This window comes from Algoriphagus yeomjeoni (assembly GCF_003259505.1).
Classification (GTDB): Bacteria; Bacteroidota; Bacteroidia; order Cytophagales; family Cyclobacteriaceae; genus Algoriphagus; species Algoriphagus yeomjeoni.
On record NZ_QLLK01000008.1, the window covers coordinates 1 to 18,044 of the forward strand.

The 18,044-nt window shown below is 41.0% G+C and carries 13 protein-coding genes; 2 read left to right on the top strand and 11 right to left on the bottom strand.

Annotation, left to right across the window (positions count from 1 at the left end; genetic code table 11):
* Nucleotides 1-676 precede the first annotated feature (676 nt).
* The 7 genes from LV83_RS13920 to LV83_RS13950 all read right to left on the bottom strand — a co-directional run bounded on the left by LV83_RS13920 (nucleotide 677) and on the right by LV83_RS13950 (nucleotide 13,711).
* Entirely contained in the window at nucleotides 677-2,026 is a 1,350-nt protein-coding gene (locus LV83_RS13920; RefSeq protein ID WP_111612358.1) for a TolC family protein, read from the bottom strand.
* Nucleotides 2,004-2,687 carry an ABC transporter ATP-binding protein gene (locus tag LV83_RS13925; RefSeq protein ID WP_111612162.1) on the bottom strand — a complete coding sequence of 228 codons (684 nt, stop codon included), beginning with the start codon at nucleotides 2,685-2,687 and terminating at the stop codon, nucleotides 2,004-2,006. The genes LV83_RS13920 and LV83_RS13925 overlap by 23 nt, the downstream gene beginning before the upstream one ends.
* Nucleotides 2,688-3,113: 426 nt before the next feature.
* Complete coding sequence (locus LV83_RS13930) at nucleotides 3,114-4,463, bottom strand: Gfo/Idh/MocA family protein (protein WP_111612359.1); 1,350 nt, start codon at nucleotides 4,461-4,463, stop codon at nucleotides 3,114-3,116.
* Nucleotides 4,464-4,491: 28 nt separating this feature from the next.
* Nucleotides 4,492-5,151 (bottom strand): 3-keto-disaccharide hydrolase, encoded by a 660-nt coding sequence (locus LV83_RS13935; protein WP_111612163.1) that lies wholly within the window; start codon nucleotides 5,149-5,151, stop codon nucleotides 4,492-4,494.
* 1,051 nt (nucleotides 5,152-6,202) lie between these two features.
* A complete protein-coding gene (locus LV83_RS13940) occupies nucleotides 6,203-8,620 on the bottom strand; it encodes an ABC transporter permease (RefSeq protein WP_111612164.1) in 2,418 nt (805 codons plus the stop codon).
* 187 nt (nucleotides 8,621-8,807) lie between these two features.
* Entirely contained in the window at nucleotides 8,808-11,219 is a 2,412-nt protein-coding gene (locus LV83_RS13945; protein ID WP_158530586.1) for an ABC transporter permease, read from the bottom strand.
* 83 nt (nucleotides 11,220-11,302) lie between these two features.
* Nucleotides 11,303-13,711 (bottom strand): ABC transporter permease, encoded by a 2,409-nt coding sequence (locus LV83_RS13950; RefSeq protein WP_158530587.1) that lies wholly within the window; start codon nucleotides 13,709-13,711, stop codon nucleotides 11,303-11,305.
* A gap of 403 nt (nucleotides 13,712-14,114) precedes the next feature.
* On the opposite strand from LV83_RS13950, the gene LV83_RS13955 reads away from it, so the two are divergent.
* On the top strand, nucleotides 14,115-15,380 hold the full coding sequence (locus LV83_RS13955; RefSeq protein ID WP_111612167.1) for a sulfite oxidase: 1,266 nt from the start codon (nucleotides 14,115-14,117) through the stop codon (nucleotides 15,378-15,380).
* Nucleotides 15,381-15,383: 3 nt separating this feature from the next.
* On the top strand, nucleotides 15,384-15,899 hold the full coding sequence (locus LV83_RS13960; protein WP_245947062.1) for a hypothetical protein: 516 nt from the start codon (nucleotides 15,384-15,386) through the stop codon (nucleotides 15,897-15,899).
* A 101-nt stretch (nucleotides 15,900-16,000) separates the two neighbouring features.
* Here the strand turns inward: LV83_RS13960 and LV83_RS13965 are convergent, their stop codons facing one another.
* The 4 genes from LV83_RS13965 to LV83_RS13980 all read right to left on the bottom strand — a co-directional run bounded on the left by LV83_RS13965 (nucleotide 16,001) and on the right by LV83_RS13980 (nucleotide 17,869).
* Nucleotides 16,001-16,540 carry a GRAM domain-containing protein gene (locus tag LV83_RS13965; protein WP_211320485.1) on the bottom strand — a complete coding sequence of 180 codons (540 nt, stop codon included), beginning with the start codon at nucleotides 16,538-16,540 and terminating at the stop codon, nucleotides 16,001-16,003.
* Between the two features lie 7 nt (nucleotides 16,541-16,547).
* Nucleotides 16,548-17,021, bottom strand: a complete 474-nt coding sequence (locus tag LV83_RS13970; RefSeq protein ID WP_111612168.1) for a nuclear transport factor 2 family protein — start codon at nucleotides 17,019-17,021, stop codon at nucleotides 16,548-16,550.
* A 95-nt stretch (nucleotides 17,022-17,116) separates the two neighbouring features.
* Complete coding sequence (locus LV83_RS13975) at nucleotides 17,117-17,329, bottom strand: helix-turn-helix domain-containing protein (RefSeq protein WP_111612169.1); 213 nt, start codon at nucleotides 17,327-17,329, stop codon at nucleotides 17,117-17,119.
* A 3-nt stretch (nucleotides 17,330-17,332) separates the two neighbouring features.
* On the bottom strand, nucleotides 17,333-17,869 hold the full coding sequence (locus LV83_RS13980) for a DUF2975 domain-containing protein (protein ID WP_111612170.1): 537 nt from the start codon (nucleotides 17,867-17,869) through the stop codon (nucleotides 17,333-17,335).
* Nucleotides 17,870-18,044 lie beyond the last annotated feature (175 nt).

The window sequence follows — 18,044 nt, forward strand, 5'->3', positions numbered from 1 at the left end:
ACAGGATAGACTTCATTAAATGGTATGTGTTTTTGTCCAATAAAAAATGAGTTTTCAAAGCCATAGAGCATATCAAAAAAAGTAAGGTCTGGCAAAAAATTACCAGACCTCTTTTTTCGTTTATGCGCTGACTTTATTGCTGACAAGTTGGTCTCCACCAGAGCCTGTTTCCTCTTCAAATCAACACTGGATATTAAGAAATTATCTCATTAAAGTCACCAACTATTTTTCAGTACATTACCACAAAAGCTCCAAAAGGCTTCAACAAAAAACCACATAGACACATAGATTACATAGCCTTGGAACTATTGTTTTCTGTGTATCTATATGGTTTAAATGAAAAAAGCTAGTTACTCCAATACCTCCAATGTACCCAGCTCATGCTGCATAGAAGCCTCTTGAAAGAATAAGGTATTTATTGCCTGTAATCCACTACAATAATGAATTGAAATCACCCAAAGGAATACTTATAAACTTCAATTTGGTTAACATTTTTCACCATTGTCAGAAGACCATTGTGAATAAATACTTTGAGATGCTTGATAATGAATATTTCAAATTATAGACAGCACAAGCTCCAAAAGGCTTTAACAAAAAACCACGTAGATAAATGGATTATATAGCCCTTAAACTATTGTTATCTATGTATCTATGTGGTTTAAATGAAAAAAGCTAGTTACTCCAATACCTCCAATGTTCCCAATGCATGCTGCATCAATACTTCTTGGAAATACAAAGTGTAAATCGCCTGGGCTTGATCTGACTGAGCAGCCACTAACTGTTGGTTTGCAGTAGCTAAATCGACGAAATTAGAAATTCCTAAGCGGAAGCGTTCTGCAATCGCAATTTGTGCTTCTTTCGCTGCCAATACTTGAATCCCCGTATTAGTTTCCTTCTTCACAGCAGCCATATAGTTCAGATAGGCTAGTTTCACATCTTGATATATTTTTCTATCCACAGATTCCTTCTGCAAAATCTGATTCTTGTAAGCCACTTTACTTCTACTCACATCCAGCCTAGTTTGGAAATTGTTGAAAATCGGAATGGAAAGGCTAAGTCCTAGCGTATTTTGTGGATATACCTTCCAAAGCTGATCTTGGAGATTCCTATCATCCAATGAGGTAAAGAAAGTATTGTAATTATAAAACGCCCCAATTCTTGGGTAGTACATGGCTTTAATCGCTTGCATATCCTTTTTGTAAGAGGTCACCAAAAGATCCTGCTGCGTACCATCTGCTCTATTTAATTGAGCAATTTCATACAACTCCTGCATCCCCATACCATCAAATCTTAACTCACCTGACTTAGGATCCACAGATTCCAAAACAGGCACTACCCCTGGCTCCAGTAGCAGGTATTCTGACAAGTCCCAAACATCATTTTCGTATTGCAACTCTGCATCCACCAGCACAGATTCTAACCGTGCGACTTCTGATTCCTGATTATACTTGTCCGAAAGGGTGCGAAGTCCAGCATCCACAAAACCTTCAATTTGCCTTAAAGTCTCCTTTTGATTATCCAGGTTTTCTAGTGAAATCCTCACTATTTCCTGATCCAAAAGCACTTGAAGATACCTTCTAGCTACATCAAACATTACTTGTTGGGAAGCTCTATCAAGCCCTTTCTCACCAGCTTCATAGGCCAATTTCGCAGACTGAGTATCTAATATCCTTCTCCCAGCATTGAAAATAGGCATGCTCATATTTAGACCAGCATTTACAATCTCATTGGTCACATTCGTTACTACGATTTCTCCTTCAATCTGCTGAAATTGCTGTCCTGACTGCTGCGAAAGGGAGCTGTTAATATTGGCATTTGGGAAATGGGAAAGAAAGGCTGACTGCTTCTGCAGCTTCAATACTTCCATATTGTTGGACTGGGTTTGGTAAGCAGCATTTGCAGATAAAGCTAAATCCACTGCTTTTCTGAAATCAATTCTTAAGGTGTCCTGAGCTTGAATTGTACCCGTTATCATCACTACTATTAGTAGCGCTATGTACTTCTTAAACATGAATAATCGCTTCATCTTTTTCAATTTTACCATCCAGCATATCGATCAATCGAGTGCCGTAATCTGCATTTTCCCTGGCATGCGTAGCCTGAATAATAGTAGTCCCCTCACCGTGCAATTCCTGAAAAACTTCCATGATTTCCTTAGCCTGACCTGAATGCAAATTCCCCGTAGGTTCATCAGCTAGGAGCACACGGGGTTTGCCTGCTACTGCCCTTGCGATACCTACCAACTGCTGTTGTCCACCTGATAATTGAGCTGGAAAAAGATCCTTTTTGGCCACCATATTGAAGCGGTCAAGAAGGTCAGCGATGATACTCTTACGCTCGTTGGAAGACACTCCTCTATACAAAAGTGGCGTTTCGATGTTTTCATAAACCGTCAATTCATCGATCAGGTGATAAGCTTGAAAAATGTATCCAAACTCACTTTTGTGAAGTGCCGAACGCTCCCGTTCTTTCATTTTGGCAAGATTTCTATCCCCAAACCAGTATTCTCCTTCATAGTCTTCATCCAGTAATCCAAGGATATTTAAAAGTGTAGATTTCCCTGCGCCACTTGGCCCCATAAGGGTGATAAACTCTCCTTCGTTGATGGTAAGATTTATGCCTTTGAGAATAAAAACACGCTGAAATCGTGATTCAATGTACTTGTCTAAATTCTTAAGTTGTATCATTTTTAATTGAAGTATTTGAAAATTGAAAAACTGGAAGATTAAACTAGCCCGTTAAACCACTTAGTTTAATTGTACTCACTAGCATCTAAGCTGCCCGGATTCCTTGACTACTGTAACCTGCCACTGAATACAGCCAACTTCTCTTTTCCACATTTATGCCACAAAAAATGCCTCTGGATTGACTCCAGAGGCATTTTTTAATATAAATCTAGTTCGCTTTCTCGAACATTTTTGTTCGCCAGCGAACAAAAGAAATTATCAAGTTTCAATTTTCAAAGTACAAAGTAGTAGTCCCAAAGAGTAAAGTCAAAGTTATTGCTGAGCGAGGTCTCGACTTCGACCTTACACGGCGTCTCAATTCTAAAACTGCCTTATTTCTTGATTCCCGATTCTTGACTCTAAAATCTAATGTCTTGCTACTTGGTACTAGAATTCACGATACTTCCCGTCCAAAAACTCATTCGGTTCTTTTTCATCAAACTTGGCTTTTTTGCTATTCCAGTGCAATGTTTGATTTGGGAATCTACCTGCAATCACTCCAAGTAGAATCGTCTCGGTCAATCTCGCTGCATAAGAGAATGGCGCAGTAGTTTCCCCTTTGCCTAGACAAGCATCCACAAATTGATGGTAATGTTTCTTGCTTTCAGCATCATAATCCTTCACAGGCTTACCCAAATTGAATGATTCTATGTCCATCTCCACATACTTACCATCCACGATTTTTCGAGGTAGCTGCTGGAAGTGTGGCAAAAGCAACCTGCCTTTTTCACCCATAAACATAGCTCCTTGGTCTGGTAAAGTTTCTCCATCTGGCAAAACTAAATCTAGGTGATTTGAGGGTGCTCCTCCGCCGTCATACCAAACCCATTTTAGCTTTTCAGCTGTATAATCAGTGCCTGGAAATTCATACGTAACAATATTGTGTTCAGGGAATCCAAAACCAGTAGGAAGACGACATTCGTTAAGGATGGTCTCAGGCACATCAAGCTGAAGCGCATTGTATGGCGTATCAAAAATATGTACGCCCATATCTCCTAGAGTACCACAGCCGTAATCCATGACCTTCCTCCAGTTCCCCGGATGATAAAACCCCTCCTTGTATGGACGCTCAGCAGCAGTTCCTTGCCATAGGTTCCAATCCAAGGTACTCGGAACAGGATCAGATCCCGTTGGTCCAGGGCCATCATATCCCCAGTTTTTAGGAGACCAAGCTCTTACCGTGTGTACTTTACCTATAATTCCTGACTGGATAAGTAGCGTCGCTAATTTGTAGTCATAGAACGAGTGAACTTGGATGCCCATTTGAGTTACCAAATTCCTCTCAGCGGCCATTTTATTCATCGCTCTAGCCTCACTCACATGATGTGTAAGCGGTTTTTGGCAATACACAGGCTTGTTCAATTCCATGGCCATAATAGATGCTGGCGCATGCGTATGATCCGGAGTAGAGACTATTACTGCGTCAATATCATCCCCCATATCCCTGAGCAATTCTCTATAATCCGCGTAGGTTTTTGCGTTTAGATGTAAAGCTTTGGCTTTGGCTAGATTGATACTGTCCACATCACATAAGGCAACTACATCCACTAATTCATGTGAGGAAATTGCGTCCAAATCTGCCATCCCCATACCGCCAAGGCCAATGTGAGCAGTTCTTAATCTTCCTGCAGCGTTCAGGTTGCTTAAAAACGAAGGTGCCAATGCAGCTCCAAATAAACCAATACCACTTTTTTTGACGAAGTCCCGGCGATCCATTACTGAAATTTTCTTACTCATTTTCTTATTATAGTTATTTCTTGGTTGCTTATAATTCTTTGATTCTGATATCCTTAAAATAGACAACATCTCCATGCCCTAAAAACCCAATATGCCCTGAGCTTTTCACCAAGCCTGGATGATCTTTATGATCTAATGTGCCATCCTTACTTGCTTCCAAATAATCGCCTTCAAGAATGGTAGTACCGTTCACGATTACCTGAATTTTCGGATGGTTCACTATCACTGTTTGTTGATTCCACTCTCCTACCGGCTTCAAAAAGCCACGTCTGGCAGGAATAACTCCATAAACGGACCCATGATACTGGTAGACTTCAAGTTCCGCATACTTATCCGCGGTATTATCCAAAATCTGGAGCTCTTTGCCAACATAAGCAGCATCTCCTTCAAGTGGCGCGTGAATTCCCAAACCATTATTGGCTCCTGGGGTTAGTTTGAACTCAAAGTGAAGAATGAAATTACCATATTCTTTTTCGGTGTAGAGATTACCTCCCCCTCCACCCTGCGGATCGATGACGATCATTCCATCTTGAGCTTTATAGGACTCCTTATTACCAACCCATCCTTCCAAATTAGTACCATTAAAAAGCGAGGTGAAGCCTGATTCAGTTGATTTGCTTTGGGCTTTTACCCCAAAAATTACTGCCAAAAATATAATGGTAAAGAAGAAAGCTTTGGTCTTTGTCATGGCGATATCGAGATGAAATAAATCGATGATGGATAAAACGTTGGCACAATTTAACTTTTATGGGCAAATTCTGGTAGTTTAACTTAATTAAAAATTTTATTTACTCTTGAGGTTATTTATTGATTTTTTTGGAAAAGATGGAGAGGGAAGTCAGTACAAAGTAGCTAGTAACAAGTATCAAGTCTGCCTGAGGAATTGTATATATGATATCTGGAAATGGTGCAAAGGGCAGGATTCAGAAAGGGCTACAAAAACACCGCACCTATGGTGCTTTTACATTGATCCAGGCTCCTCATCTCTATGTATACTATGTGTCTATGTGGTTAAAAAAAACAAGTCAAGTCTTCAAAAATCCTCTACCGTAGGTTATATTTTTTGGCTAGTGGTATAAAAAATTTGCGCCGATGCGCATTCGTAGGAAATATTTACCCTCCCTTCGTTTTGGCGAGCCGTCATCATCTCTATTGACATCATTCCGGCCAAAACCCCGATTCGGCATACGATCCTATTACCCCAGGTTGAAACCTGGGGCTACAAAAACACCGTACCTATGGTGCTTTTACATTAATCCAGGCTCCTCATCTCTATGTGAACTATGTATCTATGTGGTTAAAAAAAAAAAGCAAAGCCTCAAAAATACTCTACCGTAGGTTATATTTTTTGGCTAGTGGTATAAAAAATTTGCGCCGATGCGCATTCGTAGGAAATATTTACCCTCCCTTCGTTTTGGCGAGCCGTCATCATCTCTATTGACATCATTCCGGCCAAAACCCCGATTCGGCATACGATCCTATTACCCCAGGTTGAAACCTGGGGCTACAAAAAAACCGTACCTATGGTGCTTTTACATTAATCCAGGCTCCTCATCTCTATGTGAACTATGTATCTATGTGGTTTAAAAAAACAAGTCAAGGCTTCAAAATACTCTACCGTAGGTTATATTTTTTGGCTAGTGGTATAAAAAATTTGCGCCATTGCGCCGTTGCGAAAGACACCTTGCATCGCAGTCCATCCCCACACTGCTCACTGCGACTGATAAATGCCTACTAAGCTACTCGCTCTTCAATACCTTCGCAGGATTCGTTTGCGAAGCCACATAGGAATGAATCCCAACGATGAGCAAACAAATTGCCATCACTCCCAAACCAGCCAAAGCAAATATCAAATAGGGCATATCGACTCTCGAATTGAATCCATTCAGCCAGTCATTCAGAAAATAATACGCTGGGAAAATCGCTATCAAAAATGATACGCCAACCAAAATCATGTACTCTTTAGAAAGCAGGAAAATGATCTGCTGCAAGGTGGCTCCCAATACTTTTCGGATGCTGATCTCTTTGGTTCGCTCGGCAATGGTGAAACTGGAAAGTCCAAACAAGCCCAAACAGGAAATCAAAATCGCCAAGGCACAGGCGAATCCCAGCACATTTTTGATCTTCATATCCTCCTGATAGAATCGGTCAATCTGCGTATCCAAAAAACTAAAGGAAGCTTCCTCGTAAGGGTAAACTGTAAGGTAAATCTCCTCAAGTCGCTCCTTGGCCGCAGCCAAATTCTGATCAGAGTTTAGCTTTACATTGACTGATTGGAAGTAAGGAGCATTATAAGTGAATAATAAAGGCCGGATTTCCTCACGCATAGACCTGGAATGAAAATCCCCTACCACTCCGATGATCTTCACTTGCTTCTGACTATATCCGATTTCAGCTCCGATGGCTTCTTCAGGACTTGAGAAACCGGCCTCCTTCACAAATTTGGCATTGACCATGATTTCGTCCTCCCGGTCTATACTAGCCTCACCTGCCAAAATCAGAATGCCATTCACCCCTACAAAAGCCGAATCCACATTCATCACCTGAATCGAAAGCTCTTCAAAGGTGGTATCAACTGGCACCTTTACGATGGACGTCCACAGACTCGTTGAGGACGCCAAACTACCGCTCAGGCTGGTACGCTTCACCATCGCTTCCTGATTGTATCGATCCTGAAGTTGGAGCATTTTATCCGGATCAGACATAAATGGCAAGTGGGCATACAGCACCGCTTCCTTGTCAAACCCAAGCGGCTGACTCGTCACGTATTTCAACTGATAGCTTAGCACCAACACCAAAATAATAAAGGCTATGGAGGAGGAAAGCTGGATGACCGTAAGATTTTTCCTCAGGAAAACACCTACCGAAAATTTCCCATCTCGGGTCATTTCTCCCTTTAGCGCCCGCTGAGGATCATAATTGGAAAGAATAAACGCAGGGTAAATACCAGTGATCAAGGTCAACAAAACCGGGAATACTGTATAAAAGAGGATGTTCGTAAGCGAAAAGTAAGCTATCGCAAAATCCTGTGGCAGATAGGTAGAAAAAATCAACTTGAGCCCTTCCACAAAGGCCAAAGCCAAAAGAGTACTCGTGAAAATAATTAAAAATGTCTCCACCAAAAACTGTGAGATCAATTGAAATCTTGTTCCACCAATTGTCTTCCTAATCCCAACTTCCTTAGATCGACTTATCGCTTGCGCCGTTTCCAAATTCACAAAATTCAAAGTAGCCAGCACCAGAATGATCAATCCTATAAAAATCAAGCCCTTTAAAAATGTCTTGGATACGTGGGTACTTGCATAATTTGGCTGAAAATGCATTTCAGAAAGCGGCTCGGTGAAAAAACTTGTGGCGTATTCACCGTCATCCTCAGCCTCCATATTTTTTACTATCAAAGGTTTGAAAGCTTCATCCACTGATTCTGGAGTGACACCCTCGGCAAGTTTGACAAAAAGCTGACTGCTGGAATTCACCGAAGTCCAATCGTGCAAGCCATACCACTCGATCTGTTCCTGTGTTCGGATGGTACTCAGCGATACGAAATCCCTGAAAATGAAGTCAGTATTTTCAGTGTAATCAGCAATCACACCAGTGACTTTAGCATAAATAGAATCCGAATCCACAAACATCAACTCTTGCCCAAGTACATCTGAAGCCTCAGAACCAGGGAAATATTTATGCATACTAGCTTCAGAAATCACGACAGATTCCGGTTGAAGCAGAGCAGTTTCAGGATTCCCTGCAAGCCACTCTCTCGGAAATATCTTGAAGAAACCAGGGTCTGCAAAAGTGACTTCATTAGTCCTCCCAAATACCTTATCCGTAGCTGGCAATGCAACTAAAGCCTGATACATGGTATAAAGCCTGCCTTTTTCTTCCAAACCTGCTATCTCATCGGTAATCACTTCACCAAGCGGACCCGGCGTTCCAGAATTAGGAAAACTCCCCCCATCTCCCCAGTCTGTCAGGGTGTTGATACGGAAAATCCTATCCTTATCCGGGTGAAACTGATCAAAACTATAGGAATGCATCACCACGTTGAAAATCAAAAAACAGATCGCAATCCCAATCGACAAACCTAAAATGTGGATTGTAGCTCTTAGCTTATTTCTTTGGAGGTTTCTATAGGCTATTTTGAAGTAGTTTTTTAGCATTTTTTATAGAGGATTGAAAAATTGGAATATTTTAAAATTGGAAGATTAGATGGTTCATTTTAATCGTCATTGCGAGCGAGGCACGAGCGAAGCAATCTAATAGGTAAAGGAGATTACTTCAATACAGATTGCTTACCCGACCTATGATGACAGGACGTTCTTCACAATGACGAAACTTAACTGCATTTTATTCATCATTCAATATATCTGCAGGATTGACAAAGACGGCTTTCGCTGTTTGGTAAGCAGTCGCTATCAAAAACATTAGAAGTATCGAAAGGGAAGGGATTAAGAAAAACCATAAACCCAAAGACACTTGAACATGAAATTTCTCCAACCAGCCTGAAAGGATAAAATAGGAAACTGGAATCCCAGCTAGAAAACAGACGCTTAGCCAAACCAGGTATTCGCCTGAAATCAAATTCAAAAGCTGAAACGGAGTAGCACCAAGGATTTTCCTTATACTCAATTCCTTATTTCTCTGGAGAACCAATTGGTTTGTTACACCTAAAATCCCCATTACGGCAATTAAAACCGCCACTAACGAAGCCATTCCAAATAGTTGCACAAACTGCTGCTCGCTTTTGTATTGTTTATCAAAATGCTCATCAAGAAAGTAATATTCAAAAGGAGAACTTACATATGCCTTTTTGAAAATTCGTTCTACTTCCTTAAGTGAAGCAGTTGGATCTGAGCCAGTTATATCAACTACATAATAATTTAGATCCTGAGGCGAATAATTGAGCACCATGGGATCAATCTCTACATTTACTCCTTGCTGCCGATAATCATCGACCACCGCCACAATTGGGATCTTTCCATTTCTGGACTCCAATAGCTTTCCAATTGCTTCTTCTGGATTTTGAAAACCTAAAGCTGCAAGTGCCTTTCTATTAATTATAGCTTCAGATCCTTGATCTAGGGCCAAATTGAATGGTCTTCCTGCCAAAAATTTAATCTCAAAAACATCAAAATATCCTTCACCAACACTCAGCGAGGTGTACATGACCCCATTTTTCTCTTTCCCTTCTACATGATAGTCATCAGAACGCCAATACACTTCATTACCTGGAATCTCATTAGTAGCTCCAATACTTGTAACTGCGTTCAGTGATCCAATAGAATTCTGAATTTGCTCTTGATAATTACCACTCCCTTCCACAAACAGCATGGGCGAGCGAAAGACCAACTTATCTTCTAAACTAAGCCCCAAATTCTGGTCTCTCATAAAATTGAGCTGTTTATAAACGGTTAAAACTCCCGCTATAATTACCAAACAAAACACCAATTGAATTACTAAAAGAGGTCTAGCGAAAGCCGATTTCAGCTTAAACTTAAGTGTACCTTTCAAAGCTCCGGCAGGAGAAAATGAGGCAAGAATAATAGCAGGATAAATCCCTGACAACAATGTTCCAAATACCCAAAACGCTAGGATATAGGATGCAAAGGAGTCAAATTGAAAAATATCTTTTGGTAAACCCAAGTCCAACACCGAATTCAATAAATCACCACAACTAAGCACCAATAAGGTGGCTAATACACTGGCAAGAAGATTTAATAGAAAACTTTCGAATAGGAACTGAAAAAATATCTGAATCCGATCTCCACCAGAAACTTTCCGCACTCCTATTTCTTTGGCGCGAGTCATGGCTTTAGCGTTTGAAATATTGATGGAATTCAGATAAACCATCAGCAAAACAAACCCTGCTATCCAAAGGAAATAATTCAGCTTCTCTCCATCTACACCCTTTTCATATTCGCCCGTATACTCCAAACTAGTATGGATAGCATTCACAGGCTGTAAACTCAGATCCCAGTTCGACCCACTAGTTTTCAAAGATTCTCCATAGTGCGCTTGAAGACTTTTATTGATTGCCAGTTCTGTTTCTGGTACGGATGCCGCTGGAGATAATTTCAGAAATGAAAATTGATTTAACCAATCAAAAGACTGATCAATTCCCTTTCCGATAAAGTGATGAAGCGTAGCATAGGAAATAAGAATTTCTGGTCTTAAATGGCGATTAGTGGGAGTTGAATTATAAATCCCAACCACTTGGAATTCTACCGTTCCGTCAAAATTGGTGCTGTTGATTTCCAACGTCTTTCCAACAGGGTTTAAGGCTCCAAATATTTTCTCAGCTGTTGATTTTGACAACATTGCCTTCAGAGGCTCATTCATTTGATCAAAATCACCCTTAATCAAATCCACATCAAAGAATTCAAAGTAGTGCTGATCAGTCAAGAAGATATTTTCCTCTCTGACAAATTGCTCCTCAAAGCCAGCAATAACTTCTCCTAAGATCACAACCCGACTAAAATCCTCCACAGAAGCTATTTCTTTTGCAAAGGTCTCGCCCATTGCCGGTGAAGTTCTAGCACTTTTTTCTACGAGTCCATCATTGGAAATTGAGGTTAGATTCACCCGATATAGCTGATCAGAATACATGAGATCTGAATCATAACTTTGCTCAAAATTCACATAAATCAAAATGATCAACGCAGCGCTTATACCTATTGCCAGACCACCAATATGGATTATGGAGTTGACTTTGTCAGAAACCAACTTTCTCCAGAGTATCTTAAAATAGTTTTTTAGCATTTTTTTTATCGATTGAAAAATTGAATTATTATAAAATTGGAACATTGCGATTCTACATCAGAAATCCGAAATCGGAAATCGGATCACTCGTCCTTCAGCGTCTTTACCGGATTCATTTGCGTAGCGCGATAGGACTGTGCCGATACTATCACTAAAGTGAACAGGATCCCGGCGACTCCTAAAATCGAAAAGTTCAGCCAAGAAGGCCATTCTTTCACAGCAAACTGTTCAATCCAACTTTGCATAAAGTACAAACTCAGTGGCAAACCCACCATAACTCCCACGATGGTAATCACTAGAAATTCCTTATTGAACATCCAGGAAATACTCCAACTTGATGCGCCAAGCACTTTCCTAATTCCGATTTCCTTGGTACGTCCTGCTATACTCAGTGCTGCCATCGCAAACAAGCCCATAGCTGCGATCAAAATTGCAATGCAAGCCGCCAAGAAGACCATTTTCCCAAGTCGCTCATCTGCAACATATTCTTTCTGAACAGCCTCATCCAGAAAACTAAAGCTGAAAGCTTCCAGTGGAAATACCTGCTCCCATTCGCTTTCAAGTAAAGTTCGGAATGCCTCAAAGTCAGTTCCATTCCCTTTCACAATTACCTTAGGGTTGGCAGCAGAATTAATCATCAGCATATTAATACCACTGAAAATAGTCTCTGGGCTTTTTGCTAAAACAATAGGCTCGATTTCCTTATACAGTGAATTGTGGTTGAAATCCTTCACTATGCCTACGATCTCATGATTGCCAATCCTAGTACTCGGTAGCATTTCGCCTAAGGGATCCTCCCAACCTAAAGCTTTGGCAAAGGTTTCGTTGATCAGTACTGCGCTGCTATCCGAGCCAGGTACCGGGTTCAAATCACGTCCTTTGGCAATCTCTAGCCCAAGCGTCTTCACATAATCCCCTCCTACAAAATTCAAACGGAAATTGAACTGCTCGTCTTCCGGTGTAGGAAACCCACCATCCCAAAAAGCATCATCTCCATAGGTAGCGATGGTAATGCCTGCAGATTGAACCTCCGACCTGCTGGCCAACGCTTGGCGGTATTTCTCTGCCTGGGCAAAACCAGCATTAATGGAAGTCACGAAACTGGTGCTCGGCACTTCTGGAACATCTACGATCACAACCATCTTTTGATCGAAACCCAAATCATAATCACGGATTGCCTCCATCTGATTTACCATGATCAGTGTAGAAGCGATCAGCAAAAAGGAAATAAAAAACTGAAATGCCACCAAGCCTTTTCGTAACGCCTGCTTTCCAAAACGGATAGACAGATTACCTTTCAAGACTTTGATAGGCTTCAAACTGGACATAAAAAAAGCTGGATACGCGCCTGCCATGGCCGTGATCAAAACAACCAAGCCAAGGATTATTGCTATTTGCGTAGTCCCATAAACCAAATCAAGTTGCTTTTCAAATAAATCATTGAAAGTAGGTAAAAGCAATTCTGCTAATAATAACCCCAAGACTAAAGCAGCTATAGTCGTTAGAAATGCTTCCGTCAAAAACTGGAAAACCAACTGCCCAAAATCTGCCCCCATAGTCTTTCGAACGCCAACTTCTTTGGCACGGGTAGTAGATCGACCAATCGCCATAGTGGTGAAATTGATGCAGGCAATCAACAGGATCAAAAATGCAATTCCCGCCAAAATCCATAGCAGTGACGGTCTGGTGGACTCTACCATTCCTGAGTTCGGATTATCGGTCAGGTGCATCTCAGTGATTGGCTGTAGCGTAAACAGGTAGGATCCTTCCTCATATTCCTCGCCTAGCATTTTCTTCATCATCGCCTCCACACCGGCTTCTACCGCTTCCTTGGACTCTGGATCATTGAGTTTCAAATAGGTGTCGCCATAGACGTTAAACCATGAATCCATACTCTCCTGATCGACGGTAAAAGCAAGATTTTCATCATTCATCAGCATTTCAAATTGAATGCTGGAATTCGCCGGCAAATCCTCCAGGAGCCCTGTCACCCTATACTCTTCATAGTTGTCGCCCATCCGCATCCGAATAGACTTCCCCATGGGATCACTATCACCAAAGAATTTCTCAGCGGTTTCCTCTGTAATTACAACACCGAATTTATCCTGTAAAACCCGCTCTTTAGTTCCCTGGAGCAGTTTGAAATTAAAAATCTCTAGAAAATCAGGACTTACAGTGAGGTATAGTTGATTTTGAGTGGTTTCCTCATCCAAATAGGCCTGTGCTGATCCTCCGACCATTCGCGTAGCCAGCGTCACCTGAGGAAACTCGGCAGCAAAAGTGGGAGCAGTTAGAAGAGGTGTAGAAAAGGAAGATTGCTTTTCACCCTCTTCGATCTGATGACGTTCTACTCGGAAAACCTGCTCATTCTCCTGATGGAAATCATCAAAACTGCGCTCAAACTGTACGAAAAAGAATATGAGAATACTTACGCCCAAGCCAAGGGTCAGCCCGATCAAATTGATACCGGTGTGCAACTTGTTCTTGGACAAATTACGGATTGCGATTTTAAAATAGTTTTTCCACATAAAAGATGAATGCCAGATAAGTGTTACTAAATGAAGCTCATGATTTGGAATAAAGAAGCACTACCCCAAAAACATAGAATTTCACTTCTCCTTACCATCAAATTTCTGTGCCAGTAAAAAACTGGTAAAACAGGCTGAATTCACTTGATAAGCCATTCTATAGAAAAACCAATCGGACGATTTTGTCCGCTAGTGGGCAAAGTTTTTCAAACAGTATTCAATAGTTCCAGCGATCAGTTTCTGTATCGAGACGCTCCACAACGCAAAAATCTTTTTTGCTCTGCTAATCAAAATAAGGAATGATTAAGGCATTACTCATTAAGATTTTTACTTTTAACTTTTAGGCACTTTTCAACCCAACATCACCATGTCAAAAAAAGACTCGAATAGCTCAACAAAAAAGCTGAATATTTCTCAAGATAGAAGAGCTTTTTTGCAAAAAGGAACATTGGCGGCGATGGCCTTAGCACTAGGCACGGATATTATCCATGCCGCCAGCATGCCCGAAGGATACATTCCTGTGATGCTGCCGGCTGATTTTGACCCGATGAAAGGCAAAAGTGAAGGGATGATCATCCGTAATGAAAAGCCTTGGAACGTGGAGCCAGCACCTCATCTTCTGAATGATGCGATCACGCCTTTCTCAAGTATTTTCATCAGAAATAATGGGCTGATCCCAGAGGATGTAGATGCTGCAAAGTGGACTCTCACAATTGGTGGAGAGTCCGTAGTGAAGGAAAAAACTTATACACTCGAGGAGCTTAAAAAGAAATTCAAGTCCTACACGTACCAGCTCACTCTAGAATGTGGTGGGAATGGCCGAGCTGGCTTTTATCCTCCTGCCTCTGGAAATCAATGGGAAGAAGGAGCCGTTTACTGCTCAGAATGGACCGGCGTGCGATTGAAGGACGTGTTGGCAGATGTAGGGATAAAACCCGATGCAGTCTATGTGGGATATTACGGAACTGACAAGCACCTCAATGGAGATCCAAACAAAGTCGTGATTTCCCGTGGCGCACCCATGGCAAAAGCCCTACAAGACGAAACACTATTAGCTTTTCAGCTTAATGGCAAGGACATTCCACTTCAGCATGGCTATCCGCTTCGATTGGTTTGTGGTGGCTGGCCAGCGTCTGTCTCAGGGAAATGGTTGAATAAACTCGTCGTTAGAAACCAAGTGCATGATGGGGAGAAAATGATGGGTGATGCCTATCGGGTTCCAAAATATCCAGTAGCTCCCGGTGATAAAGTACCAGACGAAGACATGAAAATCATAGAATCCATGCCGGTGAAATCAATCATCACCTATCCTAAGTCAGGAGCTATGTTTAGTACTTCCAGAAAACTAAGCGTACAAGGACACGCTTGGGCCGGAGAAAACGAAGTGAGTGCTATGGAGGTAAGCACAGATTTTGGCGCAACCTGGAAAAAATGCAGTTTGAAAAAGCCAGTCAATCGACTCGCTTGGCAGCAGTGGTCAATAGAATTGAGCTTTCCGCAGGCAGGTTATTATGAGATCTGGGCTAAAGCAACGGACGATCAAGGAATCTCGCAACCTATGGTCATTCCTGGTTGGAATCCAAAAGGCTACCTGAACAATGCCTGTCATAGAATCGCCGTAAAAGTAAGCTAAGCCATGAGCAAATCACATGAAAGAAACCCTTCTTCAACTCAAAAGGAAAAACGCAAACTATTTGATGGGCTGATCAAGTCTGTCGCAGGACTCGTGGCAGTAGTTGTAATCCTAATTGGATTAGTTCTTTTATTGGTATTCCAACCTGAAATTTCTGCTAGGTTAAGCACTTTTACATCTGAAGAAAGCACAGAAAACCCTCAACCTCTGACAGATTTCTCTACCGAACTCGTGGATGGAAAAGATGTGGAAACTGGATTGCTGGCTGGTGATGGACTAGAACTGGTAAAAGCCCACTGCACTGCATGTCACTCCAGTGCGCTTATTCTCCAAAACCGCTTCACCCGGGAAGGATGGCACGAGAAAATTGTTTGGATGCAAGAGACTCAAGGGCTTTGGCCGCTTGGCGAAAACGAATCAATTATCCTGGATTACCTAGCGGCTAATTATGCTCCAGAAGCGCCGCGAGGAAGACGAGTTCCACTTACAGATATTGAGTGGTATGAGCTGAAGGAGTAGTAAATGTTTATATGGCGGGTGACCTATGTCCGATGTCCGATGAAATCAGTAAAACATCACATCGTTTTGTTCCAAAAGCATCGCAAAAACCTCAAAGAATATCAGTCAGCTTTGAGTTTTGTTCCTATTTTTTCCATCCAGCTAGTTCTATCTGAGACAACAAAATGATACTCTTGGCCATCTATTAGTGTTAAGCACATGCCATTATCAACGAACTTGGCTGCCTTTCTTGGAGTAGCCTCAAAAATCGTTTCATAAGAAATATCAGTTTGTCCCGTCTGGATATTGAGTGAATGAGACTTGAAAATCAACTTCTGATTTGTAAGGAAAAGCTTCCCTCCCACAGCTTCGGCTCCCTTAAAAAGATTTGCCGGTCCTTCCATTTCTATTTCCTCATCGGGACTCAGTTCAGGATGTATAGACTTCCCTAGATTATTTCCCAACTTCTTAAAAATGTAAGGAAACCCAATGGTCATAAACAGTCCGAAGAATACACCTTGAAAAATCAAGCTACCCCATGGTATAGGTTCCCCGTCCATGAAATAATGGGTTAGAAAAAGAAGAAGAATGAAAATACATGCATTGGAAGCAAAAAGTGCAAGACGCTTTCTCCAGCTCCCTTGATTAATTTTAGTAACCATATTCAAATTAGTTACTCGTAATATTCACTTCCTCGCATCCCTCTTTATCTATCGTATAAGACAGATTGATAATCTTCCAGTCACCCTCATTTTTAATAAGGGTAAAAACATCCACACCACAGTGCGAAAATTCTCCATTCAATCTAAACTCATACGGAACCCACGCCATGGCCATTCCTTCATGGATTTTTATATCCATTGATTTGGCAGTTTCTAAGTAGGTATTCTTGGATTTAAGTGACTTCAGATCATCCTTGAAAAACCGCATTCGATGTCTGGCGGGACTTACTGTATTGTTCATCGTCCAGATTTGGCCTTCCATGAAAGCTACTTTTTTCAACAGTACAGTATCCTGCTTTTCTAAGGATTCAAAAAATTGATTCACTACAGTTTGTACCGAAGTAACTTCAGATCGATTAGTTTCCTGCGAAAAGCAATTTATACTGTTCAGGAGCAGGAGAATTACTAAACTACTTTTCATGGATTTGGATTTTTTTTTGTTCTAATGTAAGGACACTTGCCATAAAATGGAATTCATTAATAGCTCTATTGGAAGTATAAAACATTGAAAAAAAATCAATCTCCCTCATCCACAAATTCCAATAAGTCACCTGGCTGGCAGTCCAAAGCCTTACAAATAGCCTCTAGCGTACTAAAACGGATGGCTTTTGCTTTTCCAGTTTTTAAGATTGAAAGATTGGAAAGTGTCAAGTCAACCCGTTCAGAAAGCTCATTTAGAGACACTTTCCGCTTAGCCATGACCACGTCAAGATTTACAATAATGGCCATACCCTAGACAGTTAACTCGTTTTCGTTTTGGATTTCTACGCCTTTGGCGAAAATAACTCCAATAACATACACCACTGCAGCCATCAGGATAAAGGCTTGACTGTCCCCCCAGAATTGATCCAACACATCCAGAGAATAGCCATGATGTTCGAGGTTCTTAGCCGTTTGCCTCGCGATATAACTCAACAGCCCAATAGAAAATGTGTAGTAACTAATCTGCAAAATTTGCTTCGAGACCAATTCATTGAAGGGTTTTTGCAGATTAATTTCTGTCACCAACTTGATAACTATGTAAAATAGCACAGCTTTCAGTAAGGCAATGGAAAGGATAAAACTGTACATCCCAAAGAATGCCCATTTGCTTCGTTCATAAATTTCGCTTAGATCCAGCTTTTGATAAAGCTTGGACACGAAGTCCGGATTGTATAAACTGAAAAAGAAATTCACAAGCAAGCCTCCTGCTTCTATACAAATGCCAACGAAGATGACCCAGGCAATAACCCTCAGCCCTTTGAAAATGAAAGTGTTTGTTTTTGACATAACTGTGATGGATATAATTATGTCACAAGAATACTAATTATTTATTGTTATTCAATAAATATAAATTCTTTTTCGATAAATATTTAATGAAAAGCATCTAACAATTGAAATCACAGCATAAAAGCTCCGGTTTTTCTGAATTAATAAAAGTATCCCTCTTGAAAAGGAAATCAAG